Annotated in this window: 11 protein-coding genes, 1 rRNA gene and 1 riboswitch; of the genes, 10 read left to right on the top strand and 2 right to left on the bottom strand. The window is 48.6% G+C overall.

All coding sequences use genetic code 11. The annotated features are described in order from the left end of the window. The first annotated feature begins 39 nt into the window (after window positions 1-39). From C7U56_RS05135 to C7U56_RS05125, 3 genes are all read left to right on the top strand, one after another. Window positions 40-13,635 (top strand): SpaA isopeptide-forming pilin-related protein, encoded by a 13,596-nt coding sequence (locus tag C7U56_RS05135; RefSeq protein ID WP_107000468.1) that lies wholly within the window; start codon window positions 40-42, stop codon window positions 13,633-13,635. 142 nt (window positions 13,636-13,777) lie between these two features. After that, on the top strand, window positions 13,778-14,761 hold the full coding sequence (locus tag C7U56_RS05130) for a hypothetical protein (RefSeq protein WP_107000467.1): 984 nt from the start codon (window positions 13,778-13,780) through the stop codon (window positions 14,759-14,761). 120 nt (window positions 14,762-14,881) lie between these two features. Beyond that, window positions 14,882-14,986, top strand: a riboswitch (glycine riboswitch). A gap of 149 nt (window positions 14,987-15,135) precedes the next feature. After that, entirely contained in the window at window positions 15,136-16,539 is a 1,404-nt protein-coding gene (locus tag C7U56_RS05125; RefSeq protein WP_022359445.1) for an alanine/glycine:cation symporter family protein, read from the top strand. 144 nt (window positions 16,540-16,683) lie between these two features. Here C7U56_RS05125 and C7U56_RS05120 read toward each other — a convergent pair whose 3' ends face one another. After that, window positions 16,684-17,622 carry a DUF4392 domain-containing protein gene (locus C7U56_RS05120; protein ID WP_107000466.1) on the bottom strand — a complete coding sequence of 313 codons (939 nt, stop codon included), beginning with the start codon at window positions 17,620-17,622 and terminating at the stop codon, window positions 16,684-16,686. 534 nt (window positions 17,623-18,156) lie between these two features. Between C7U56_RS05120 and C7U56_RS05115 the strand changes: the two genes are divergently transcribed. Continuing rightward, window positions 18,157-18,675 carry a MazG nucleotide pyrophosphohydrolase domain-containing protein gene (locus C7U56_RS05115; protein ID WP_207655659.1) on the top strand — a complete coding sequence of 173 codons (519 nt, stop codon included), beginning with the start codon at window positions 18,157-18,159 and terminating at the stop codon, window positions 18,673-18,675. Window positions 18,676-18,768: 93 nt separating this feature from the next. Here the strand turns inward: C7U56_RS05115 and C7U56_RS05110 are convergent, their stop codons facing one another. Continuing rightward, window positions 18,769-19,197: an RrF2 family transcriptional regulator gene (locus C7U56_RS05110; protein ID WP_022359441.1), complete on the bottom strand. Its 429-nt coding sequence runs from the start codon at window positions 19,195-19,197 to the stop codon at window positions 18,769-18,771. 547 nt (window positions 19,198-19,744) lie between these two features. Here C7U56_RS05110 and C7U56_RS05105 point away from each other — a divergent pair. From C7U56_RS05105 to C7U56_RS05080, 6 genes are all read left to right on the top strand, one after another. Next, window positions 19,745-21,028: an O-acetylhomoserine aminocarboxypropyltransferase/cysteine synthase family protein gene (locus C7U56_RS05105; protein ID WP_107000465.1), complete on the top strand. Its 1,284-nt coding sequence runs from the start codon at window positions 19,745-19,747 to the stop codon at window positions 21,026-21,028. A gap of 348 nt (window positions 21,029-21,376) precedes the next feature. After that, window positions 21,377-22,249 (top strand): phosphoribosylaminoimidazolesuccinocarboxamide synthase, encoded by an 873-nt coding sequence (locus C7U56_RS05100; protein ID WP_022359439.1) that lies wholly within the window; start codon window positions 21,377-21,379, stop codon window positions 22,247-22,249. Window positions 22,250-22,460: 211 nt separating this feature from the next. Next, the gene (locus C7U56_RS05095; protein WP_337539901.1) at window positions 22,461-23,225 is read left to right on the top strand and encodes an SDR family NAD(P)-dependent oxidoreductase; all 765 of its coding nucleotides are present in this window, start codon (window positions 22,461-22,463) and stop codon (window positions 23,223-23,225) included. Between the two features lie 21 nt (window positions 23,226-23,246). Beyond that, window positions 23,247-23,906 carry an L-serine ammonia-lyase, iron-sulfur-dependent subunit beta gene (gene sdaAB, locus C7U56_RS05090; protein ID WP_107000463.1) on the top strand — a complete coding sequence of 220 codons (660 nt, stop codon included), beginning with the start codon at window positions 23,247-23,249 and terminating at the stop codon, window positions 23,904-23,906. 42 nt (window positions 23,907-23,948) lie between these two features. After that, complete coding sequence (gene sdaAA / locus C7U56_RS05085; RefSeq protein WP_107000970.1) at window positions 23,949-24,863, top strand: L-serine ammonia-lyase, iron-sulfur-dependent, subunit alpha; 915 nt, start codon at window positions 23,949-23,951, stop codon at window positions 24,861-24,863. Between the two features lie 536 nt (window positions 24,864-25,399). Next, window positions 25,400-25,801, top strand: a 16S ribosomal RNA gene (locus tag C7U56_RS05080); the annotation flags it as partial.

Genomic DNA, 25,801 nt, shown 5'->3' with positions numbered 1-25,801 from the left:
GTTAAGGGGCGCGGGGCAGTAAAAACGAGGAGGAAGTTTATGGGGGAGTATCGGTACAGAGAGAATGTGAAACGGGGGATGGCGTTTGTACTGGCAATTATATTGGGAGGAATGGCTTTTTTGCCAGGATTCCCGGTTTTTCCGGCGAAAGCGGCACCTGCGAGCGGTCAGCAGACAACACTGACGACAGCCCATGGCGATACGCTGCTGGGACACAAGCTTTATTGTATCGATAAGGGCGGTTATGCGATCTGGGGAATTGCAGAAAAAGGGGATCTCTATGAAGCACACCGTCCCTCCCAGGCATCCGTTCCGCTGAGCAGTCAGGAACAGAAATATGTATTTTGGGCGATGCTCTCGCTCAGAGCCGCGCTGGGGGATGAAAAGGCAAATACATTTATCCGGGCGATCAATGTGGCAGCAAAAGCACAGGGAAAACCGGAAATTATCAAGATGGTGTCCGAGGAAGATCTGAAAACAATCCTCTATGTTCCAGTTGTGCGGGCAAAATATCCGTGGCTGGAGGCAGCTGCGTCAAATAGTGAGGCGTACATGCAAATGGGAGGAATGCTGTCTGGCGGAGGCAGCGGAAAGGAAAATACCGGTGTCGGCGGCGGAAAGATTCCAAATGTGATAGCTTCCAGCACCTCGCTGGGAACGGCAAAACAGGTAGATGCGGCGACTCTGACGCTGTCGTTTGCGCCGGATGGCTCGGATTGGGATTTTATCCGTTCTGTACCGCTTGAATTTTCAAACAATGACGGTGTTTCATTCAGTCCGGTTCCGACCGATGGATGGACGTATACAAAAACCGACTCGCAGATTGTATTTAAAAATCCAAATCCAAAACCGTCGAAAGCCCTGATTCGTTTCCGGGTGGAAGGAACCCCATACGCTTCGGGCGGCGGGGGATATGCTTCGGCGGAGGAGGCGATTGACCAGTCGCTTCAAATCTGGGAGTGTGTGACCTGTTCGGGGACACACGGAGGCGGAACGCCTGCCAAAAGTGATCCGTGGATTCATCAGCGGATGGCATGGATGGAGCTCGGAATGGTTCCGGTCAATTATTTTGCTGCATTGGCGGGCGATCCAACCCCGGTACCGGAGCAGGGAGGCATTCAGTTTGAGGTATTTAGGCATGAAGAGGATTTTACTTCCACCTATAATCTACAGATGTATAAATACGATCATGAGACAGGGAAAGCGCTGGAAGGGGCGCGGTTTGGCTTCTTTGAGCGCTTTGACGATAAGAACAGGGTAAATACTGAGCGGGACGGAGCTGCCGAATTGTATGAGGGCGGAGAACCATATGCCAGTCATTATCAGGATGAGCCGGTTCTCTGGGATGGTTTCAGACAAGTGGGTTCGGCGGTAACAGATGGCGATGGCTACGCCTCCCAGACAGTGGAACACGGTTATCACTATGATAAGACATTCTGTGACGGTCATCCGGCGCCGGCCTTTGTACCTGTTCCAGAGGAAGAGGAGGACGAAGAGGGAGAAGTCATCAATGAGGATGAGATTGAGGCGGCGCAGGCAGAAAATATCCGCCTGGCAAATAGCTGGCTTTTGTGCGAAGAGGAATGTGAAAGAAAGGCGGGCGGAGACTTTGAGGGCGTCCATTTCCACTGGATAATGGAGGAGGTCGATGCAGGGGAGATAGAAGGTATCGCGTCAGACGGCGGCTCCGAGGGAGAAACACCCGATGCGGGACCGATGACAGGGGCAGACGGGGAAACTTCGTATGCAAAGTCTGGCTGCCAGGAGGACTGTGGGCAGACGTATGAGAAGTTCATTTCCATGAAGTACAGTTATACCTGGAAAGAATTTAAAGCGCGGGATGGATATATTCTGCATGATGAACATGCAGATGACCTGCCAATTGAGATTATCACAACCGATGCATCTGAGCATGGGGCAAATGCAGCCTTTGGAGGCGGATATTCGCGTGATGTGGTGCTGGGAACGAAGAGTGTGAGAAGGAGTCAGGGCATCGGAGAGGCTTCCGGAAATCAGAATGGAGAAAGTGAGGCGAAGGCAGGAATTTCTGAAAAAAATGGCTGGGATCGTCGAAGTGCGTCTGGCTGGACGATCCGGGAAAATTTAGCGGCTTTTCTGGGGGAGAGTCCTGCATTTCCAGGGCCGTTAAAAATGCGTGTTTTGCCGCAGAGGGTGGTTCTGTTTACGGCATTGGATGCAGCGCTTCTGGGGAAAGGGACACCGTCGGAGGCGGAGATAGGAGAAAAACCGCAAGATACAGGAAGCAAAGCGGGGAGAAATAGGAGTAAGACAAGTGAAAACAAACAGGACATAAATGAAAAAGGCAGAAAATTGACACAGGAGAAGAAGGAAGCAACTGCCTCGGAGATGAAAGTCTCTATTTCGGAGCGTCTGGTAAATCGCGTCCAGAAAGGTTTTGTGTTTATTGATGAAGCGGATGATGATTTAGAAGAAGCAGAAAAAGCGGAACGTGCAAGTATTCGGCGATATATGGCAACCGGCTCAGATTTATTGACAACCGAGGCAGGTTTTTATACAAGCTGGCATTTACCTTCTTCGTTGTATCAAAATCCGCAGTTGTCACAAAGAACGGAAACACTGGCGGGTGCGGCAGCAGAGTCTCTATTTTTCCCAGCCTATGAATCGGCGCTTGTTTCCGCGAGTGTGGGTTCAGCGATAGAGCCGGGAAGTGCTGGCAATTTCAGCCATTGCAATGGGGCAGACGGCGAGAAAGATGCCTGGAGGATCTACGATCACCGGACAGAGGGCGAGGTACATATCAATAAAAAGGATCTGGATCTGAAAAAGGGCGAAAATGAGTCTTACAATGCGCTTGGGGACTCACAGGGGGATGCAACGCTGGAAGGTGCAGTGTATGGCTTGTTTGCAGCAGAAGATCTGCTGCATCCGGACGGGAAAACAGGGGTAGTTTACCGGGCCAATCATCTGGTGGCGGTGGCGACGACAGACAAAAATGGCGATGCCTCGTTTCTGGCATGTACAGAGGCGCCGGGGCGAACCTATGATTATTCGAAGGGGACAATTGCGGATGCAGCGGATGGATGGCGAAAGAAAGCGCCGGGAAATCTGTATACACAAGATGCGGCGATCGATGATTATACGGCAGATAAAGCCTGGGAGCGGATTTATTATAACAATACGTCAAAGAATGGAAATGCCTGGATTGGACGCCCGCTTCTGATGGGGGAATATTATGTCAAGGAATTAAGCCGATCCGAGGGCTTTGAACTTTCGATTGGAAATAAACTTCACGCAGTTACAAACCTGGGACAGGATCTGGAGGCAGCGGTCCTGGAACCGGGAGAAGGATATGCCCATATTTCCATGCAGATGTACGGGGAAGAGCAGGCAGGCGATGGCGGCGCTGATACGAATGAAATTTTCTTTTCGGCAGAGTCGAAGAACACGAAAGAGGGAGTTTATGAGATTGTGGTGTCAGGGCTGCCGGAGGGCGTGAGCTTTTATCGAAAAGACGAGGGAAAAGGAACGGTTTCGGTGGAAGCTGGGACAGGTGAGTATGAAAAAGTTTATACCGGGGAACTGGCAGTGGCAGAGAACGACTATCAGTATCCAAAGTACAATGCGGATGGCACGCCGATGAATAAAAAAGTTCCGATTGAGTATGCGGCGGGGTGGATGCGCCAGGTCCGGGTGCAGGAACTTGTGCCGGAGACAGTGGAATCAGTTCTTTTGCAGGCAGAAACGGGAATGACCGAGGAAGAAAATGCGGACAAGCTGGTAAAGACATTTGATGTGGATGACTTTTGTTATCTGAAAGGGAAAGCTGAGCGGGTACTCCGCAGACATGCGAAAACAACGCCGAGAATACCGGGAGCAGGAGGAAATGCATATTCCAGTATCTATACCGGCGTATTTGACCGGGGTGTCCGGGAAGGAGAGCGGGACGTGTACGGCGTCAGCGGTGTGACGCCGGGAGAAAAGGCAGAAAAAATAGTGTATGGTTCTCCGGTTCAGACGATTGCGGTGCCGAAAACAAAAGATGGAATTTCAATGACAGTGGGAGACGCGATCACTTCCATTCTGGATTTTTATCATACCCATCCATATATCAGCTATGGCGGTCTGGACGCGGTGCATGAGTATTCGGATTCGTTTGAATTTACGGTATATGCAGGAATTTTAGGAATACCGGAAAATTTTATGGTACTGGGAAGTGATCCGGAGAAAGACAGCTTGATTTTTCACCGGGCAGAGTGGCTGCCGGATAATATGGAAATGTGTCCGCGTTATGTGTATATACCATATTCAAATAATCGCGAGCGGGACGCATTTGGAACGTATACCGATTACAGGGAAACAACTGCTGGAAATCAGGTGATGGCGTCGGCACTTTTGCAGACCGATGCTGCGATTGAGGGAGATGGTACGATTGTTCCGAAGGAAAATGAGGTAAATGTCTATTACAAAACCGGGGAAATTCCGCACGATGCGGATGGGCAGCCGATCCGGGTATTTATTTACCAGGAAAAGACAGAAACACAGCAGCGGGAGGTGACGGAGACAAAATGGGTTCATCAGGCAGCAGAGCGGAATGCAGACGGAAAATACATACTGCAGATCAACGCGAATTTTACCGACAGTTTTGGTGTAAAAAAAACAAATGCAGGTGTGCTGGAAGAGCTGGGATTTAAGGCGGTATTGAAAGAGAAGAAGGTTACACTGAACGAGGAAGAAGCCGCAATGCTGGGAAATGGTTTCTTTGCCGGTCACCAGATGAACAGTTCCAGCTATTACACGTGGGTAAAACAGGCGCGGGCAAAGGCATATATCGATTCTGGACGTTCTGGCTTGATAGGGGATGATTCCTATGTGGTCCCGGTGGCACTGGCATACCCTGGGCAGGAGACCACCTATCAGGATGCCGGGACAAGAAAAGAACCGCTGGGTGTACTGGAGCGTGTGATCCGCCAAAAGATAAAAATCATCAAAGATATAGCGACGACGCCGGAGAACACCTATGCACATAACACTTATGCGGAAAGTGGACATACCGATCTGTTTACGGAAAAAGAGGGAGGGAAGGAAAATGTCGCTTCGGCACTGCCAAATTTCCGTTTTAAGCTCTATTTGAAATCCAATCTGGAACGTCTGTACCGGAATACGGATGGCGAAATCGTGTGGATGAATCGGGATGGAGAAGTTGTCTCGTTGCCGGAGGTAAAAAAGAATTTTCCGCTGCTTATAGAATCCTTTGCTCCGGTTCAGAAAATTTTCACGCAGGTAACTCATAAAAAAGATTCCCAGACGGCTGGTTCCGTCAATAACAATGTCTGGGACAGCGCAGTGACGGCAAATGATCGTCTGTACGAATATGGAAAAGACGGGCAGATCGCGGATTCGAAAGAGGTCAATCAGGGGTATACAAGACTTCTTGAGACAGTCATGCGGATCAAGGAAGATGGAGCGGGAGCGGTACGGGAAGTTCCAGGCTATCAGTATGAGAAATTTTTCGATGCGATGGCGGTGGCGAACCGGGATAAATGGCAGCGGGCAGATGCAGCAGATACATCCTTTAAGCCGTTTGCGTGGATCCGTACGGGTATTTTTGGAAGCAGCGGCGGAGAAACAAAAGATCCGGTGCATCATAACAATGCGGCGATACAGAATCAGAGCCGTACGTCAGAAGCAGCCATAGAAAATGCAAAACGGTCGGATGCTGTCCGTCAGTTTGCGATTGACTGGTATTTGAAGAATGAGGTAAAGAAGCAGAACATTCAAGCATCGGGAGAACAGGAAAGCTATCCGGATTATATCTATGATGAAGCATTATATCAGGCAATTTTAAAAGCAGAGGAATATTTGAAGCCGTTTTTCTCCTATGATTTGGACGATTTATACGCGATTGAGTGGGACAGCGCGGAAAATGGAGGTTCCGATCGGGACAAAACAACGTTGTCAGCGGAAAACTTAAAAAAATCCGAGGAAAGTTATTATTACGGCGTTTCGAAATACCTTCCTTACGGAACCTATGTGGCAGTCGAGCAGCAACCGTATTCGGGAGCACTGGAAGATTTCAAAAATCAGCATTACCAGATCGACCAGCCGAAAGAAATAGAAGTCCCGTCGGTTTATGAGGCAGGTGGAAACCTCGTATCTCCGGAAAAAAAGTCAGCGGATTATCAATATGACGCCTCGGCATTGCCGGAAACGCTGGCGGCGAACTATCAGATCCGGATGAATGAAGAGTGGGGAGATACAAATCAGGCGGATTTGAGGAAATATGTGATCCGCGCACATGGACAGGATGGAAATTATGAGATTTATAAGTATGGTCTGGATGCGGATAAACGGCAGGGAACGATCTCCTATCCAGGCGGAAGCTATGACTACAGCGGATTTTCGCCCGCTCAGAGGGAAATGGCGCCGTACAAGGACATTTATCGGTCTGAAAATGCAAACAGCCGGTACCGGAGCAACGAGAAGGTAGAAAGCTATTACCGCTATGGTTCGGTCTCAGAGCAGGCAGGGTGGGCAGATTCAGTGGAATATCCGTATGGAGAGAAGACGGATGATAACAATCCGGCGGGATTTTATCTGAAAGATCATGTCAGGACAATCACCGGGGCGCTGACCGGGTTTGACGGGCGGTATTTTCAGGGATTGGTGCCTTACAGTGTGACAGAACCGGCGGCGGAGTCTGCCTATGATGCGTTGGGATTTACCGGCTACGCGGATGGAAAATACCGGAATACGTTTTATGCTGCAAAGCTTCGGATTGAAAAACTAGATTCGGAGACGGGAGAGAATATTCTGCATGATGATGCGGTGTTCGCTATTTATGCCGCCAGCCGGGACACGTCGAAGTACAGCGAGGGGGAGGTGCAGTTTTATGAAAAAGATACACAGGTGACAGCCAGCCGGGAATTTTTGGAGGCAATGGGGGCAAAGAAAATCGCGCCGGTTGATTTGAAAACGCTAATTCCGTCAAAATACCCCTGGAAAGCACCTTATACAGGAAAATATACAGGCATAATCCCGGCAGGAACTCCGATTTGCAGTGAAACCGATCAGGTGGTGATGCAGGATGCCTTTGGGACGCGGACGGGCACATTCCGGGTTTATTCGACGCTGCAGGATTTTGGTGGTTTGGGGGAAACTCTGCCGTCCAACCAGAATACAGGATATCTGATCACGCCGCAGCCGCTGGGAGCAGGAGCCTATGTGTTGTGTGAATTATCTGTACCGGAAGGATACGTGAGAACGAAACCGATAGCGGTGGAAGTGTATTCGGATGAAGTGACGTATTATCGGGACGGAGAGCGCGGTCAGCGGGTGGCGGCTACCGTGTATGAAGAAATGGTAACCCGGATAAGCGGCAACGGGGAAATGCTCCAGAACCCGGATGGAACGGAGCCAAATGGCAATAAGCCGCAGGATTGGGGCGATGTAGCGCGGATTTATGTAGGAAATACGCCGATCCGGCTGGAAATTGCGAAGGTAAAACAGGATGAAACGGAGATTTTGTTTGAGTTGAATGATCGGCGAGAGGGAACATTGACCGAGCTTTCGAACCGTTATGGTCTTGAAAATCTGGAACTGGCGTACAATGCGTCGGGAACGTTCCTTGGATATGGGTGGTCAAAGGGCTGGCTGGATAGTCTGAGGGCAAAACAGGAAGCCGGGGAGTGGATTGACCTGATTTATGAGGATCAGGTTTTTACTGGAAAGGCGATCTGGCATCGGGTTCCAGATACGGCGCACGCACTCAACCGCTATCTTCCAGGTGCATCGATGTGCCTGTATGATGCGATCGAGGTAAAGAAGAACGGGGACAGTGAGGATCGGGCGTATGCCGGTGTCAATGTGGTGCGCGATTCGTTTGGAAATGTGATCCGGATGTATGTGCAGAAAGGTTATGCGGGAAACCGACTTCTGTATGTGAGGGATAAAGATCAAGAGGGGGAAGATAGCGAAGGAGAAAATAACAATTATACACGATATACGCAGGATGACCGGTTCAACGACCAGGGAAAAGGCAGATGGATTCTCAAGCGGGTTGAACGCGAAGATACAGACATTTTATATTACGATCTCGGGGCTCTGGAGGTATTTACGACACTCCGGGGCGTGCGGTATGCCTATAACGAAAAGGGCGAACTGGTGCGTCCAAAAGACGGCGAACCGATCTATGCGATGAAAGACGGTGTTCCATTTCTGGAAATTGTAAGCCCCAGCTATGAAAAACTGGCGTACAGTCGGAAAGAAAGGCGGTTTGAATACGTTCCGTCCGGGACAAAATTCTATCATCTGGCATCAGACGGAAGCCGGGACAGCGAGGTAGAACCGTACACGGGAATGGCATATGTGACGGAGGAGAAAACCGGCAAAACATTGGTGTGGGTGATCCAGGTATCTAAGGATCACTATGGAAATGTGATTGCCAGGGATAAGGTAAAGACCGGCCGCGTGGCAACGATGTATGCTGATACGGAACAGGAGTACACGATTGGAACATATGACGGAGGTCTGCTGCAGCCCCATGTCAATCCGGTTTTGAATGAAAATGGGCTGCCGGTTTATTACCAGCGTTCCGATCAGACCTATATCAAAGGATATCCCGTTTATGATCGGGATGGCGATTATGTGCGTTACCGATACAGCGATCTTCTCAGAGCTTACAATGCCAATGCATGGGATCTGCAGTTGAAGGCAGCGCTCTATGATATTGGAAATGATCCGGAAAACCGGGAAGACGATCGACCGCTGTACCACCGTCAGGGGGAGGCGTATCTGATGGAAAACAGCTGGATAACCGGGGATGAAACGCCAAACGATCCGTTCCATACACGGATCAGAGATGGGCAGGTGGACGTTTTAAAACGCGTTCCGGTGGGAGTGTATATTTTAGAGGAGACGCGTGCCCCATCCGGCTATGCGAAACGGATGCCGACAGGTATTACGGTAGAGGAAACCTGTGAAGTACAGGAGCTGCGCCTTACTAACCGCCCGATCACGGTGCAGATTGAAAAGATCGACGCGCCAGAACAATATCAGCAGCCAGTCCGGGACTATGATCGCATTTTGAACGAATCGGATTCTAAGACCTGGGAGGAAGGAAAAGGAGGTTATACGTTTTCAAGTGTGGAAGGAGCCGTGTTAGCGCTCTATCCAGCAAAAAGAATTGCGAGTGATGATTTGGAAGCACATCCGTCCGGGTGTTATCTGGAAAAGAAAGGGGAACTTCCGGCGAACTGGACGGTACTAGATGAGAGAAACCAGAAAAAGACAGTGACTGCCAAATGGACCGTCGGAAAGACGCCAATGGCATGGGAGGGGATTCCGGCAGGCGATTATATTCTCGGGGAGATAGAGACGCCTCCGGGATATCTGACAAATCAAATGGAGGTGGAAATCCAGGAAACTTCTAAGCTGCAGCTCATCACGATGCAGGAAGATCATATAAAAACTGCCTTTTTCAAATATGAGGAGAAGGATGGAAAAAAAGAATGTCTGCCGAATGCATATGCGGCGGAGCTGACCCTGTACGAGGCAGTGACAGATGAAAATGGAATTGTCATGGAAGCGGATGGAACACCGCGCTATGACCGGGAAAAACGGGTGACGAGCTGGAAGACCGAAGATGCGAAAGCCTACAGCCAAGGAAGCGACAGCTTTGCAGCCCGCTATCAGAAGCTGTATGCAGAATATCATACAAGGTTTAACACGGTTACATGGTGTGGATATACCGCTGAAAAACAGGAAGAAACGGCGACAGAACAGGGCGAATCAGTGCGTCAGCTCTGGAATCTGGGAAATGGTTCACAGGTGCTTGTTCAGGTGACGAAAAATTTGCAGCTAGATGGAAAAGCAGGCTACAGCTATGATTTCCGATGGAATTACCAGGCGGAGGGAACTCTGGTCAGTTATGATACCTCCGATGGGATTCACCGAATTGATTATTTACCGCTGAATCCGACGAAAAATGATTTGGCTTCGAACAGAAAGAAAGGCTATTACGTTCTGGTGGAGACGAAAACACCAAGCGGCTATCAGAAAGCAGCACCGAAGCTGGTGATTGTCGAAGAAACTGCTGAAATTCAGCTTTACGGGCTGGAAAATAGGGCAAAGTCTGTCTATATTTCCAAGCTGGGAAGCTCAGGAGAGGCATCCGAAGAGGCAATTTATCTGGCAGGCGCAGAACTTGCTGTTTTCCGGGCGGCACAGGATGGAAGCCTGATGCAGGAAAAAGAATATTTAGTGGAACGCTGGATTTCTGGATCGGATGGAAAATTTACAGAGGAAGAAGCAGAAAAACAGGAGATTCCGGCAGGCTGGAAGGCAGGGGACTGGAAGCCGCATCGGATTTCTCCGATTGCCTATGGAGTGTATTATCTGGTGGAACTTTCGGCACCGGCAGGTTATCGCCTCATGGAACCTAAGAAATTTACGGTGGCGGCTGCTTCGGGGGAGACAATCGAAGCGGTTAATACGTTGAAACAGGGACGGGTTCGGGTTGAAAAGGTGGATGAGAGAAAGCCAGAGGAAAAACTGGCAGGTGCGGTGTTTGAAGTGAAAAACAGAGAGACGGGAGAAAAGGTTCAGATGGAGACAGACGAGAGCGGTCAGGCGGAAAGCCCATTGCTGCCAATCGGAACGATAGGGGAGAATGGAAGCTGGATTCCGTACCATTACGAAGTCCGTGAGACGATGCCGCCGGATGGATATCAACTTATTCCGCGCGTGTACGAGGTGCTGATGGAAGATCAGAAGGAATGCGAGGTGCTAACGTATGATCTGACGGTGCCGAATGAAACAACGAAAATCAAAATTTCCAAGCTGGATTTCGATACGGGTCTCTTTGTGTCAGGAGCAAAGCTGGCAGTGTATGAAGCGGGATTTTTGGATGGTGTGTACACTGAAGCGGGTGAGGCATTGGAAACCTGGATCTGCGATGGGAAAACACACGTGATAGAAGGAAAGCTGATTGCCGGGCACACGTATCTTCTGAAAGAACTGGAAGCGCCGGATGGATACACTGTGCAGAAACCGATGATTTTCACGGTGTCAGATACAGGCAGGGGGATTAACGCAGCCAGAGATGGTGTAAATGCGCTGGAGACAGAGACAGCAGACGGTTTATTTGACAGCATAACGTCTCTGCAGGTGCAGGGAAGAAAAGCGCTTCGTCTGGTGAGAACTCTGTGGGATTTGGACAGTGGGGAAGAATTTGTACTTTCTTCACTGATGGAAGCTTCTGTGCCTTATCTGGAACGAGAAAAATGTGAAAAAGAGGGGGTGGCGGAAGGACATCGTTTCGAACTGCGGGAGATCATTGAGTTCAGTGACGGCAGCCGCCGGACGATAGGAAAAAATACATTCCGCCTGAATTGGGATGAGAACGGACATTATCCGCTGACGCTTCGAACATTAAAAGGAACGAGGTATCGTCTGGAAGAATATGATCAAAAAGAGACAGATGGCAGGGAAGTAGAAAGCTGGATCCCGGAAAACAGAGATGGCCTGGGATATATCCATGAAATACGAAATCCGGAATACAGCGACCCTTGTGGCATCCGCGCCGTTTCCCCGATTGGAAAAGATGGAGCAGCGGTGCTGCCGGGAAGTGTAATTGTATATGAAATTACATATCGGAACCAGTCAGATAAAAAAGAAAATATGAAGATTGGACTGGAAATTCCAGCTGGGTGTGAACTAATGACAGCGGCTTCGATGGGCGGAGCGGAACAAATAGGCGAATCCTGGTATTGGAATATAGAGAATGTGGCAGCCGGATCAGGAGGCATTTTGCGGGTGACTGTTCTGGTTGGAGAGCATATAAATGAAAACGGACAGGAAAATCATTCTGGTATGACGGTAACGGCAACGATATGGGGAAAAACGGGCAAAAGCTATGAATCCTTCCATCCAATTCTATCTCCAGGCGCAATTGCTATCGCCGGACGGGTGACGGGAACTGCCGCGGCGTTGTTAAGGCAGGTAGATATAACATATACATTATACTTAAAGAATGCGGAGGGAAAAGAGCTTCCAGGCTTGATTTCGTACACAGGTTCTAAATCGGGAACGCTGCGAAGTGGAGGAAGCCTGACGCTTTCTTGTGGCGAATCGGTTGTTTTGACAGGAATGCCGTGGGAAACAAACTATGAGGTTCGGGCACAAGTTCCGGCACAGACTCCGGATGGACTGCCGATCGAGTGGAAGAGTACAGGAAGCACGGGACGAACCTCTCGGCAGGGAAATACAGCGCTCTGGGAATTTCATCAGAATGATCGGTCGGTGCGCGAAGTGCTCAAACGTGGGAATAGATACCGCCTGGTTGAACTGCTGGAACTGGACGGTGGAAAAACGGAAGAGGTGGAGTCGAATCAGATGATTTTTTCTCTGGGGGACGATGCACAGATAGATGGAATTGGAATGATAGATTCCCCGACAAAGCTGGTCTTTTCAAAGACAGATCTGGGCGGAACGGAGCTTCCGGGTGCTCAGATAGAGATTCTGGATCAGTCTGGAAATGTAATCGAATCATGGATTTCTGCGGATCATCCTCATGAGATAATTGGAACGTTGACACCGGGAAAGAGTTATATAATGCGCGAGACGGGAGCGCCGGATGGATTTGCGTATGCGGAAGAGATTCCGTTTACTGTTTCCGAGGATGGAACGGTCGAGCGGATTTCCATGCAGGATAAGCCGACGCACGTGGAAATCACAAAATACAGTGTGACGGGAGAAAAGGAACTGCCGGGGGCGCGGATGGAACTCTGGGAGGAGAAGGAAGGCGGAACCTTGGTTGATTCGTGGGTATCTGATCGGGGCGCCCATGTGATAAAAGGAAAGTTAAACGCTGGAAAAAACTATGTGCTGGTAGAAAAAATAGCGCCGGATGGGTACTGGAAAGCAGAAAAAGTGACATTTACGGTATCACTGGACGGTCGAGTCGATCAGGTGAAGATGTATGACAGGCCGACGGAAGTGCAGGTGGAGAAGCGGAAATGGAGGGAGCAGAAAGGAGATAGCGAATTTGTAAAAGGTGCCCGCCTGAGGATTTCTGATGAGACTGGAAAGGTAATATTGGAATGGATTTCTGAAGAAAAGGAGAAATGCATACAGGGCATTTTAAAGGAGGGCTGCCGCTATATTCTGGAAGAGCTGGAAGCGCCGGAGGGCTACGAAAAAGCCGAACCAGTTTCATTTACGGTTTCAGAGGGCGGAACGGTGACGGTTGTGCGGATGTATGACTGCTTGAAGCCGGAGAATCCGGGGCGACCGGGACACGGTCAGCCGGAACATCCAAAGAAAGTGATAGAAGATCTGAAAGAGGGCTATTTAACAGTTCATGTGCCAGAGTCGATCTGTGGAGATGGGAAAATTGTTCTCGACGGCAGACAGATGAAGCCGCTTCCGAAGATGGGATATGGAGAATCAGCCACCTGGGAAGTAGAAGGTGCTTATCAGGTTGAGGACGAAAAAGAGCGTCTGAATGAAGTGATTTCACTGATTTGGAAGTGGAAACTGGTGATTGGACTGATATGTATGAGCGCTGGGGCTGGACTGGCGCTCGTAGAGCGGCTAAGAAAGGAGGAAAATATAAAAAAGAATATGGAGAGGAATGATAAGGGCAAGGAGGAGTAAAAAAATAAGAGAAAAATGAACAGAAGAAAGATGTACTCTCGGAGTCTTTTCTGCACTTGCTTTTGCGGCTAACAAAAAACATTTTACAAAATCAAGCACAGAAAGATTTCGAGAGCACATAAAGTGGGAGAGGAGGAATTTTATGAATCAGATGGCGAAAGGGCTGCTCTTCGGAGCAGCCGTACTGAGCCAGACGGCTGCGGGATGTTTCTCCGCTGCCGCAGCATCCATCGATCGGGTCAGGATTCGGCTGGCAGCAGAAGAGCTGGATGAAATGGGAATGCCTGTTTTGGAGGCGGAAAGCCGGGACAGGGCATATAGCGTCACTGGTGTGGAACGAATCTCCGGTGATCCGGCAAGCGGACCGGCGATGGATGGGGCAGAGGTGGGAAAAAAAGAAAATGAACAATATAAAGGGAGCATACAAGCCGACTCTGAAAATATAGGTACCAAAGAAGTTTCTTTAGAAGAACGAAAGATAGAAGAAATCCATGCAGAAGAACCTGCTCCGGAAATTCTATACGAAATAGAACTGGAATCCGACGCAGATGATTCTTTTTCCGTCCTTCGCCAGGAGGACATCCAGTTTTCAGGGCTTGGCGCGGTATGCAGCAAGGCAGTTCGGAAAGATAATGGCACTACGTTGCTTTTGACGATCGAATTACAGGATGCCGGAGAGATAATAGGAACGGTGGATGCAGCAGACTGGGAGAAAAGAGGAATTGGCAGGTGGAAGAAAGCGCCGGGGGCTTCGGCATATTTGGTGATGCTTTACCGGGATGCGAAGCGTGTCGGACATCCGCATCGGACGAGTGCTGAACAGTACGATTTTGTACCGTTGATGCAGACTGCGGGCGTATATCATTTTAAAGTGATTCCTTTGACAAAGCAGGGAAAGCGTGGTCAGGCAGCAGAATCGGCATGGAGGAAAGTGACGGAGGCAGAGGCAGCTCAAAACCGGGAAGAATGGGGAGGGAAAAAGCCGGGATGGCAGCCAGAAGGGGAAATTCCATCGTATATTTTAAAAGATGGTGCATACCCGCAGATGGATTCTCTTTTGATTGGGGAAAAGTATGAGCAGTTTAATGAAAAGGGGGAAAACGTGTCGCGAACCGTAATATTTTGAGGATTTTCGTATAATTTATAAAAATCAGTTGAAAAAGCAGAAGAAATGTGATAGCATACCTCACATAAGTTCGTTCCTGTTTACTGAACCGTCCTGACGAGTGATCGAAGGTCAGTCAGGCAGGGACACTCTGGAGAGTCTCCAAGAAGGAGCGCCGAAGGTGTAAGACGGATGCACGTCCATGGTATTCGTTGATCTCTCAGGCAAAAGGACAGGGCATACAACCAATCACAATGGAACCAGGGGATGAGTTCTATTGTATGCATATGTTCTACTCTTTGGAGAGCTGATTTGTATCAGCTCTTATTTTATTACTCGATCCCGGATTTACAAAAGAGCCGGAATCGTAACGAAAACATAGAGGAGGATAAAAAATGGACACGATTTTGACACTGGTAAACAAAGGCAATGATTTTCTGTGGAGTTTTCTTCTGCTGATTCTGCTGTGTGGAACGGGCATCTATTACACGATTCGTCTCAAATTCATCCAGGTAAGAAAATTTGGCGAGGGCTGCAAGCATGTGTTTGGACATTTCAGCCTGAACGGAGAAAAACATGAAAAAGGGGAAATGAGCCCGTTTCAGTCGATCATGACGGCGATCGCAGCACAGGTTGGTACTGGTAACCTGGCAGGTGCGGCGACAGCGCTGTTTGGCGGCGGTCCGGGTGCAATCTTCTGGATGTGGCTGAGCGCGTTCTTCGGAATGGCGACCATCTACTCCGAGGCGGTTCTGGCACAGACCTACAAAACAGAGGTAAATGGTGAGGTGACAGGCGGACCTGTCTACTACATCAAGGCGGCATTTAAAGGTAATTTTGGAAAGGTATTATCCACTCTGTTTGCTATCTTTATTGTTTTAGCACTTGGGTTTATGGGCAATATGGTACAGTCCAACTCGATCGGTGCTGCGTTTACAGAGGTATTTCAGGTATATGGAATCAATATTCCGCCGATCACGATCGGTCTTGTGCTGGCAGTACTGGCAGGATTCATTTTCATTGGTGGAACCAAACGTCTGGCAGCTGTGGTAGAGAAGGTTGTGCCAGTTATGGCAGGCGTTTACATTGTAGGAAGCCTGATTCTGATTGGTCTTCATATCAATCACGTGCCGACAGCATTTATGATGATCATCAAGGGCGCGTTTGATCCGAAAGCGGTAATGGGTGCTGGTGCTGGTATCACCGTCCGCGAAGCAATCCGTTTTGGTGTAGCGAGAGGACTTTTCTCCAATGAGGCAGGTATGGGTTCCACACCGCATGCTCACGCACGTGCGAAAGCAGAAAGCCCGCATCATCAGGGGCTTTGTGCGATGATCAGTGTCTTTATTGATACATTTGTTATTTTAAATCTGACCGTATTTGCAGTCCTGACAACGGATGCGATGAGCTCCGGCAAGGATGGTACAGCGCTGACACAGGCGGCATTCATGCAGAGCTTTGGAAACTTTGGTTCTATTTTTATTGCGATCTGCCTGCTGTTCTTCGCATTTTCGACGATTCTGGGATGGCATTTCTTTGGTCTGACGAATGCGAAATATCTGTTCGGCGAGGGCGCGGCAAAGGTTTATTCCTTCATCGTAGTGATTTGTATTGTCATTGGTTCTATGTTAAAGGTAAATTTAGTATGGGCTCTGGCAGATTTCTTCAACGCGCTGATGGTTATTCCGAACGTTTTGGCATTACTTGCATTGAGTCATGTGGTTGTGGCGGCTGACCGGAAAGCGGAAGCGATCACGAAAAATGTGACACAGGCATATCGGGCTGCAGAAGAAAAGTAAGAGCAAATAAAGAGAAGATAAAAGGTAACTGTAAGCGTAAAAAGCGAGCATTAAACAATCATTCAAAAAAGACCTGCTTATATAGTGAAATACATAAGCAGGTCTTTTTTATGAAAATGAAAACAAATAAAAAACCAAAAGTCCCTAAACAGCTGCCATTACCTTCCGCTCTCTGTAAAAATAAGGAGTTTCTCTCTTTGCTGTCTGCTTTTTAAGCGTTTCATCGGTCAATTCGCGGACAGACTGCAAAATCCTCAGATGCGTCTCCAGAGGGAGTGCATCAACGGTCAGTTCCGCTTTTTTCGTGCATCCATCCACACCGCCTGCTGCCACAACCCGGCGGAGCAATTCTGTCTCGGTGCGGTCAGAGGGGAGAAGATTCCGTCCTAATTCCAGGGAGAGCAGGGAGGCAATGCCCCAGCCCCACCAGTTGGAAACGCCGCTTGCCAGCGTCAGGTCTGCTGCTTCTGCGGTGCAGATAAGTTCGCCGTGTGGAACACCTGCGAGAATTTCACGGCGGAAAGTCCCCATTCCCATCTCGTTGCCGCCATCTCCGATGGAAATGACCGTGGCACCAGCTTCTCTGGCAGCAGACAGGAAAAGAGCCGAATCCGTGATCATGTCGTCGAGCTGTTCACCGCGCATGCTGTGATAATGTCCGTTTTCAGCTTTACCTGGGCGCTCCAGGCTGATCAGATGGGTCGGTTTTGCATCATGGATAAAGGTGCGGATAAAGTTATCCGTATTCTGTTCCGGCAGACGGATCAAGGTTGCCTGCGGAGCGCGGAAGCGGAGAGCCGCTTCCAGATGCGGATAAGAAGACCAGTCGGTTACGACTGACACGCCGCAGCCAGCTGCCGTCAGCGCTGCTGCGAGGTTGGCAGTTCCGGAAGGTCCATCCGTCTCGCCGGTAATAGAACCGTCTGGCATTCGAACCGGGAAACCGGTCAGAAGAACGGCTCTTTTCGCATGGGCGAGAGAAGCAGATACAGCCGCAAGTGGGGAAGCAGGCAGAGATGCTAAAAGTCCGCGACCGCCAAAATCCTGTTTCATAATTGAATCTAAAGTTTCATAAAAAGTCATGGTATCAATCCTCCAGGTATACTGCATTGTGCAGAAATTGACAGGGGATTTTCTATCTGGATGATCCGAGCGCTTATTTACTGGATAATTTCCAAATCAAAAAAGATTGGCAGCAGTCCGGTATGGTAGCTGTATCGGAATCATGTGCAATAAAAAAAGACCCACGTATCCTGTAAGATTCATGGCTCTTATTTACGAAGGGAGCATCCGGGCAGGAGTCCCGATAAATAAAAGAATCTGTTTTGTTATAATTATATTGTAAATGAAAAATATCAGACTGTCAATTACAAATTTATTTTACGGCTGACAGAAAGCAAAATTTGGAATATAATAAAAAAATGGGGTAACTGTTCAGTAGGTCAGCGCATTTACTGCGCTGACCGTACGAAAATATGGGTCAGCAGGCAAAAATCCCATTGCCGTAGGCAATTTTTAATGGATTTTTGCTTGTGGCTGTGAAGGTACTGAACAGCTACAAAATAGGCATATAAACAAGCTCAGAAATAAAAGCAGACAAGAAAATGGATAGAGAGAATGAAACGAGAATCAAATGAGATAAAAAAAGAAAATGACCGCGCCGCATCGTTCATGCGCTTCTGCGAGGTAGTCCGCCATCTCCGTGCCGAGGACGGCTGTCCGTGGGATCGGGCGCAGACGCATACATCGCTGAAACCGTACTGCATTGAAGAAGCGGCAGAGGTGATTGGCGGTATCAATATCTGGGAGGCGACCGGCGATGCGGAGAACCTGAAAGAAGAACTGGGGGATTTAATGCTGCAGATTCTTCTTCACGCGCAGATCGCGGAGGAAGAAGGACTGTTTACGGTACGGGAGGTCATGGATGGTGCCAGCGAAAAAATGATCCGCCGCCATCCGCACGTGTTTGGTAAGTCGATGCTGTCCGAACAGGGAGAACCGGTCACGGATTGGGATGCAATCAAGAAGCAGGAAAAAGCCGGAAAAGAGTGGACGGAAGCGTATCTTCCGGGAGCGCTGGAAGAGGCGGAGAAACTGCTCGAGCGGGCAAAAGAACGGAAAGGCATCAAAAAATAACGTTTGAGATGCTTCAATACTGAAATAAATAGAAAAATCTATATATAAAAAGGCATTCGGTCAAAATGGAATGCCTTCGTTCATTTATAAATGCTAATTCGTACTTTTCGGCAAAGACTGACTTTCCTTTACCAGATCTTCTAAAGTAATATTATAGAAGAAATTGTGTACAACCTGATCAAAGCGTTTCCACATCGGCAGGGTCACACAGCTTGTCTGACGTTCGCACGGCGGCGCATCCGGTGCAAGGCAGGCAACGGAAGAGAGAGAGCCTTCGGTCAGTTCCAGAATCTCTCCGGCGGTATATTCATTAATCGGACGGGTTAGACGGTAACCGCCGCCTTTGCCGCGCTGTCCTTCCAGTAATTTATTTTTGACCAGAACCTTCAAGATGATTTCCAGATACTTTTCAGAAATCTGCTGACGGGTGGCAATTTCATTCAGTGGTATATATCCAGCAGAATTTTGTTCCGCCAGATCGATCATAACGCGCAGGGCGTATCTTCCTTTTGTTGATATCATTCGGTAACCTCCTTACTATTAACCAATTATAACGCAAGGTAATAGGACTTTCAAGGAGAAAAGCGTGGAAAACAAAGAAAAAAAGTTTTTTCCTAATACCTATTGACAAAGTTGGTTTATAAGAGTATCATTAAGCCATCGAGTTCGGAAAGAACATGAAAATGAAAAGGAGGCAGATACAATGGCAAGACAGAATATTGTATGGAACGGAAATCTGATGTGTTGTTGTCGAATGTGTAATTCCCGGGCATTTTATATGGTCAGGTAAATTTGCATATCTGCCGTTCAAGAGAATGACAACGATTTAAGATGCAAGCCATTTGCCCGGGAGCTTAAAGAAGATTAAGCGGTCCGGCTTTTTATTTACCCAAAAAGCCAAATATACATTTGCATAAGCAAATATAATAATGCGGAAAAGCAATTATTTTATAGAAAGCTTGAAAATAAATGGAAAAACGCTTGCTTAAATAAAAAAATGAATATAAAATAAAAACGAATTTACATACTAGGAAATAAACTTTCAGAAAAGAAAGAGAGGTATTTTGAGATGGGAAACTATAGATTTGAGACTCTTCAGTTACACGTAGGTCAGGAGCAGCCGGATCCGGCAACCGATTCCAGAGCCGTTCCGATTTATCAGACCACTTCTTATGTATTTAAAAATTCCGCCCATGCGGCAGCACGTTTTGGCCTGGCAGATGCCGGTAACATTTACGGACGTCTGACCAACTCCACACAGGATGTATTTGAGAAGAGAATCGCAGCACTGGAGGGCGGCGTTGCAGCACTGGCAACCGCATCCGGCGCAGCTGCTATTACATATACAATCGAGGCACTGGCAGCAGACGGCGGTCACATCGTAGCACAGAAGACCATCTACGGAGGCAGCTATAATCTTTTAGAGCATACACTTTCCCATTTCGGTGTATCTACAACTTTCGTAGATGCTCATAATCTGGAAGCGGTAGAAGGGGCAATTCAGGAAAATACCCGTGCTATCTATCTGGAGACTCTCGGAAATCCGAATAGTGATATTCCGGACATCGACGCGATTGCTGAAATTGCACACAAACACGGACTTCCGTTAGTCATTGACAATACATTTGGCACACCGTACCTGATTCGCCCGATCGAGCATGGCGCAGATATTGTCGTGCATTCCGCTACCAAGTTCATCGGCGGACACGGAACCACTCTGGGCGGCATTATCGTAGATTCCGGTAAATTTGACTGGAAAGCAAGCGGCAAATATCCGGCAATCGCAGATCCGAATCCGAGCTATCACGGCGTATCTTTCGTAGAGGCAGCAGGTCCGGCAGCATTCGTCACCTACATCCGTGCTATCCTTCTGCGTGATATGGGCGCTACGATTTCCCCGTTCAACGCATTCCTGCTTCTTCAGGGAACTGAGACACTGTCTCTGCGTATCGACCGTCATGTAGAAAATACCAAGAAGGTTGTTGAGTACCTGTCAAAACATCCGTTAGTAGAGCACGTTAATCATCCGTCTCTGCCGAATCATCCGGATCATGCACTGTATGAGAAATATTTCCCGAACGGCGGCGCTTCTATATTCACCTTTGAGATCAAGGGCGGACAGGCAGAAGCTCATAAGTTCATCGACAACCTGCAGCTCTTCTCTCTGTTAGCAAACGTAGCAGATGTAAAGAGCCTGGTTATCCATCCAGCAACCACAACACACTCCCAGCTGACTGACGAGGAGCTGGCAGATCAGGGCATTAAGCAGAACACCATCCGTCTGTCCATTGGTACCGAGCATATCGACGATATCATCGAGGATCTGGAGCGTGGATTTGCAGCTCTGAAATAAGTAAGAGTGTGTCGGGCTGAGAATCCGAAGCATATACATAATAAATGGTAAATTGATAAAATGCGGTGTCATCTGCCAACTCTTCTTTAAGCAGGGAAGAACGGCAGATAACGCTGCATTTTTACTATTCCATTTTGGAAGAAAATGGCGTAGAAAAATTCATACCAAACCGCCTTTCACAGGGTAAAATGCTGAATTGTTGGGATTTAAGGAGGAAACGGGGAGGCGAGTCTTGACAATAAGGGCGGGTAAGTGGTAATTTATCAGATAGAAGGATACAGAGCTGTACATTTGTGATATAGGGGGGCTCTGGATTCCACCATAAAATTTAAGAATGAGGTGCAAAAAATGCAGGAGATGAAACCGATTAAAGAAGGAAAAGTCCGTGAAATCTATGACAATGGAGACAGCCTGATTATGGTTGCAACGGATCGTATCAGTTGCTTTGATGTTATCTTACATAATGAAGTGACAAACAAAGGCAAGGTACTGACACAGATGTCCAAGTTCTGGTTTGACCTGACGAAAGACATTATCCCGAATCACATGATTTCCGTAGATGTAAAAGACATGCCGGAATTCTTCCAGCAGGAGAAATTCGAAGGAAAGAGCATGATGTGCCGTAAGCTTGAGATGCTTCCGATTGAGTGCATCGTCCGCGGTTATATCACAGGAAGCGGCTGGGCAAGCTACCAGAAGACCGGAAAGGTTTGTGGAATTGAACTGCCGGAAGGCTTAAAAGAGTCTGACAAACTGCCGGAGCCGATCTACACACCGTCCACTAAGGCAGAGATTGGCGATCATGATGAAAACATCTCCTATGAGCAGAGCGTAGATCATCTGGAAAAATACTTCCCGGGCAAGGGAAAGGAGTATGCAGATAAGCTGCGTGAATACACGATTGCACTTTACAAAAAATGTGCGGAGTACGCATTGGAAAAAGGTATCATTATCGCAGATACCAAGTTTGAGTTCGGTCTGGATGAGAATGGCAACATCGTTCTTGGTGATGAGATGCTGACTCCGGACAGCTCCCGTTTCTGGCCGGCACAGGGCTACGAGGCAGGACATTCCCAGCCGTCCTTCGACAAGCAGTTTGCACGCGATTGGCTGACCGCTCATCCGGGCAATGACTGGACACTCCCGCAGGAGATTGTAGACAAGACCATTGAAAAATATCTTCAGAGCTATGAGATGCTGACCGGCGAAAAGCTGGCATAAGCGGATCGCTCGATGCAGCCAGTCAGGCAGCGGAAGAAAATACATTGAATAAAAGTAAAAAAGCTGCTGTGAAAAGAATGAAAATCTTGTTTCGCGGCAGCTTTTATATATGGAAATAAAAAACAAATATATTGCTAGTTCGTAATCTGCAGCAGAGGGGCTGTTTACAGATGTGTGCTTTTGAAAGGGAAAATAAAAGATGCGCGATTTCATGGATTTATTTAGCTTAAAGGGGAAAAAAGCGATCGTCACGGGCGGAACCAGAGGACTCGGCTATGGCATGGCAGAGGGACTGTGCAGAGCTGGGGCGGAGGTTGCTATTTTGGGAACAAGTGAGAAGGTGCGGGAGAGCGCTGATGCGCTTGCACGGACAACCGGTGTGGTGGTTCACGGAATAGTGGGAGATCTGGTAAGAGAAGAGGAGGTTCCGAATATCTATAAGCGTCTGGTGGAAAGCCTTGATGGTCAGGCGGATATACTGGTAAACTGTGCGGGAGTTCAGCACCGGTGCGTGGCAGAAGATTTTCCGATGGAAGAGTGGAATCGGATTCTGCGAGTAAATTTAGGTGCTATGTTCCAGATGTCTCAGCTGGCGGCGCGGGATATGCTGCAGCGTGGATACGGCAGGATTATTAATGTGGCATCGATGACCTCCTTCTTCGGAAGTGTGATGATACCGGCATACGCGGCAAGTAAGGGCGGTGTGGCGCAGCTCACGAAAGCCTGCTCCAATGAATGGTCATCGCGTGGTGTGACCGTCAATGCGATCGCACCTGGTTATATGGAGACAAAGCTCACATCGGATATGAAAGCCAAAAATCCGGATCAGTATGAAGAGGTAACGGCGCGGATCCCGATGCACCGCTGGGGGAAGGCGGAGGATCTGGCAGGAATTACCGTGTTTTTAGCGAGTGACGCGGCAGAATATATAACGGGAGCGGTAATCCCGGTGGATGGCGGCTACCTGGCGAAGTAAACGAGAGAAAAGGAAAGAAATATGAATCTATTTGATATAGTAGGTCCGGTGATGGTCGGACCGTCCAGTTCCCACACAGCGGGCGCGGTTCGGATTGGATTTGTGGCGCAGAAGCTTCTTGGGGAACCGGTTAAGCGGGCAAGGATTGGCCTGTACGGCTCATTTCTGGCAACGGGAACCGGACACGGAACCCAGAAAGCGCTGATTGCGGGACTTTTAGGAATGGTGCCGGACGACATGCGGATTCCGGACAGCTTTCACCTGGCAGAGGAGAAAGGGATTGAGTTTTCCTTTGAGGAAGCTAATTTAAAAGAGGCGCATCCAAATTCGGCGGAACTGGAGCTTGAGGGCATTTCCGGGCGCAGTCTGACAGTAGTAGGTGAATCACTGGGCGGTTCCCGGATCAATATTGCGAAGGTCGATGGGATTGAAGCCAATTTTTCCGGCAGTTATCCAACCTTGGTTGTCCACAATGACGATCAGCCGGGACATGTGGCGGATGTGACGGCGATGCTGGCGCACAAATCGATCAATATTGCGACGATGCAGCTCTACCGTGCGGCGCGCGGCGGCATGGCAGTGATGGTTATTGAGTGCGATCAAGAGATTCCGGAAGAAGGGCTTGTGTGGCTGCGCCGTCAGGAGGGTATCCGAAAGGTAACATATTTAAGTCTTCGATAGGAAAGGTTCATATAAGAAAAGGAATGGAACGGGAAAATGGAAATGTTATATCATTCAGTGAGTGATCTGGTCCGCTTAGCGAACGAACATCAAATTCCGCTCTGGAAGGTGGTTCTTCTGGCAGATGTGCAGGAACGCCAGGTGACGGTGGAAGAATCGTTTGAAACAATGCGGCAGATGTATCAGGCGATGCGTCAGGCAGATCAGGAATACGACGGCTCGATCGTCTCGGCAAGTGGAATGGCGGGCGGCGACGGAGAAAAACTGCACGCATACAACGCCTCCGGTCGCAGCCTGGCGGGCGGATACATGGGGCTTGTGATGGAAAAAGCGGTGAAAATGGGAGAGTCCAACGCCTGTATGAAACGAATCGTGGCGGCTCCGACGGCGGGCGCATGCGGGGTGATTCCGGCGGTATTTTTGTCGTATGAGGAATATTGTAAGGAAACGGAGAACCGGATGGTCGAGGCACTCTTTGTCAGTGCAGGAATCGGTGCGGTTATTGCAGAAAATGCGAGCATCGCCGGTGCATCGGGTGGATGCCAGGCGGAGATTGGTTCAGCAAGTGCGATGGCAGCAGGGGGGCTGGCATATCTGCAGGGCGGCGATGCGGAGTGTATCGCGAATGCAGCGGCATTTGCCCTCAAAAATATGTTGGGACTAACCTGTGATCCGGTCTGCGGTCTGGTTGAAGTTCCGTGTATCAAGCGGAATTCCGCTGGCGCCGTCAATGCGGCGGTCAGCGCGCAGATGGCAATGGCGGGAATCAAGAGCGCGATCCCGGCAGACGAGGTCGTCGATTCCATGCGCCGGATCGGCAATGCGCTTCCGGCTGCTTTACGCGAGACGAGTGAAGGCGGTCTGGCAGTGACCGAGAGCGCCAGAAAGATAGCAGAACGGATGGGAAAGAAGGAACACATTGCTAAGAAAACCCGGGAAGGCAATGAAAATCAATAGAGCCAGACAGCACGCGATTGCAGAACCTGTCAGAACTGTTCCGGCTGCTGATGAGAAGATAAAATTGTAGAAGAAAGAACAGCAATATAGAAATAGCTCTGTTTAAATGATGCCAGAATATTCTTAAAAATCACAAAAAAACATATAAAATAGCAAATTTAGAAAAATGCTTGACTTTCTGGGAATGCTCTGGTATCATAACATACGTCCTCGAGACAAGGACAAAAACAAAACGCGAAACGAAAGAAATGATTTGAAGATTCTTGATTAACTCAGAAAAATTTCGAAAAAACGTGGATTTGTAAAAAAAATAAAAAAGTGTTGACAAAAGCAAAAACTTTTGATAAACTATAAAAGTTGCTGCTGAGGCAACACAAAGAACCTTGAAAACTGAACAGTATGTAAAACCCTGAAAATTCTAAGAACAAAGGCTTTTGGTTAAGCCTTGAAGTTCAAGAGAACATTCAGAACAAAACCAAAACAACAGTAATAACGGTTAAAATTAGCCAAGCGAATTTTGACTGGAATCAAAACTTTAACATGAGAGTTTGATCCTGGCTCAGGATGAACGCTGGCGGCGTGCTTAACACATGCAAGTCGAACGAAGCAATTTAATGGAAGTTTTCGGATGGAAGTTAAATTGACTGAGTGGCGGACGGGTGAGTAACGCGTGGGTAACCTGCCTCACACTGGGGGACAACAGTTAGAAATGACTGCTAATACCGCATAAGCGCACAGGACCGCATGGTCTAGTGTGAAAAACTCCGGTGGTGTGAGATGGACCCGCGTTTGATTAGCTAGTTGGTGGGGTAACGGCCTACCAAGGCGACGATCAATAGCCGACCTGAGAGGGTGACCGGCCACATTGGGACTGAGACACGGCCCAAACTCCTACGGGAGGCAGCAGTGGGGAATATTGCACAATGGGGGAAACCCTG

The organism is Clostridium fessum (assembly GCF_003024715.1).
GTDB lineage: Bacteria > Bacillota > Clostridia > Lachnospirales > Lachnospiraceae > Otoolea > Otoolea fessa.
Note: the sequence above shows the minus strand (reverse complement) of the source record. Positions and strands in the feature narration are given on the sequence as shown.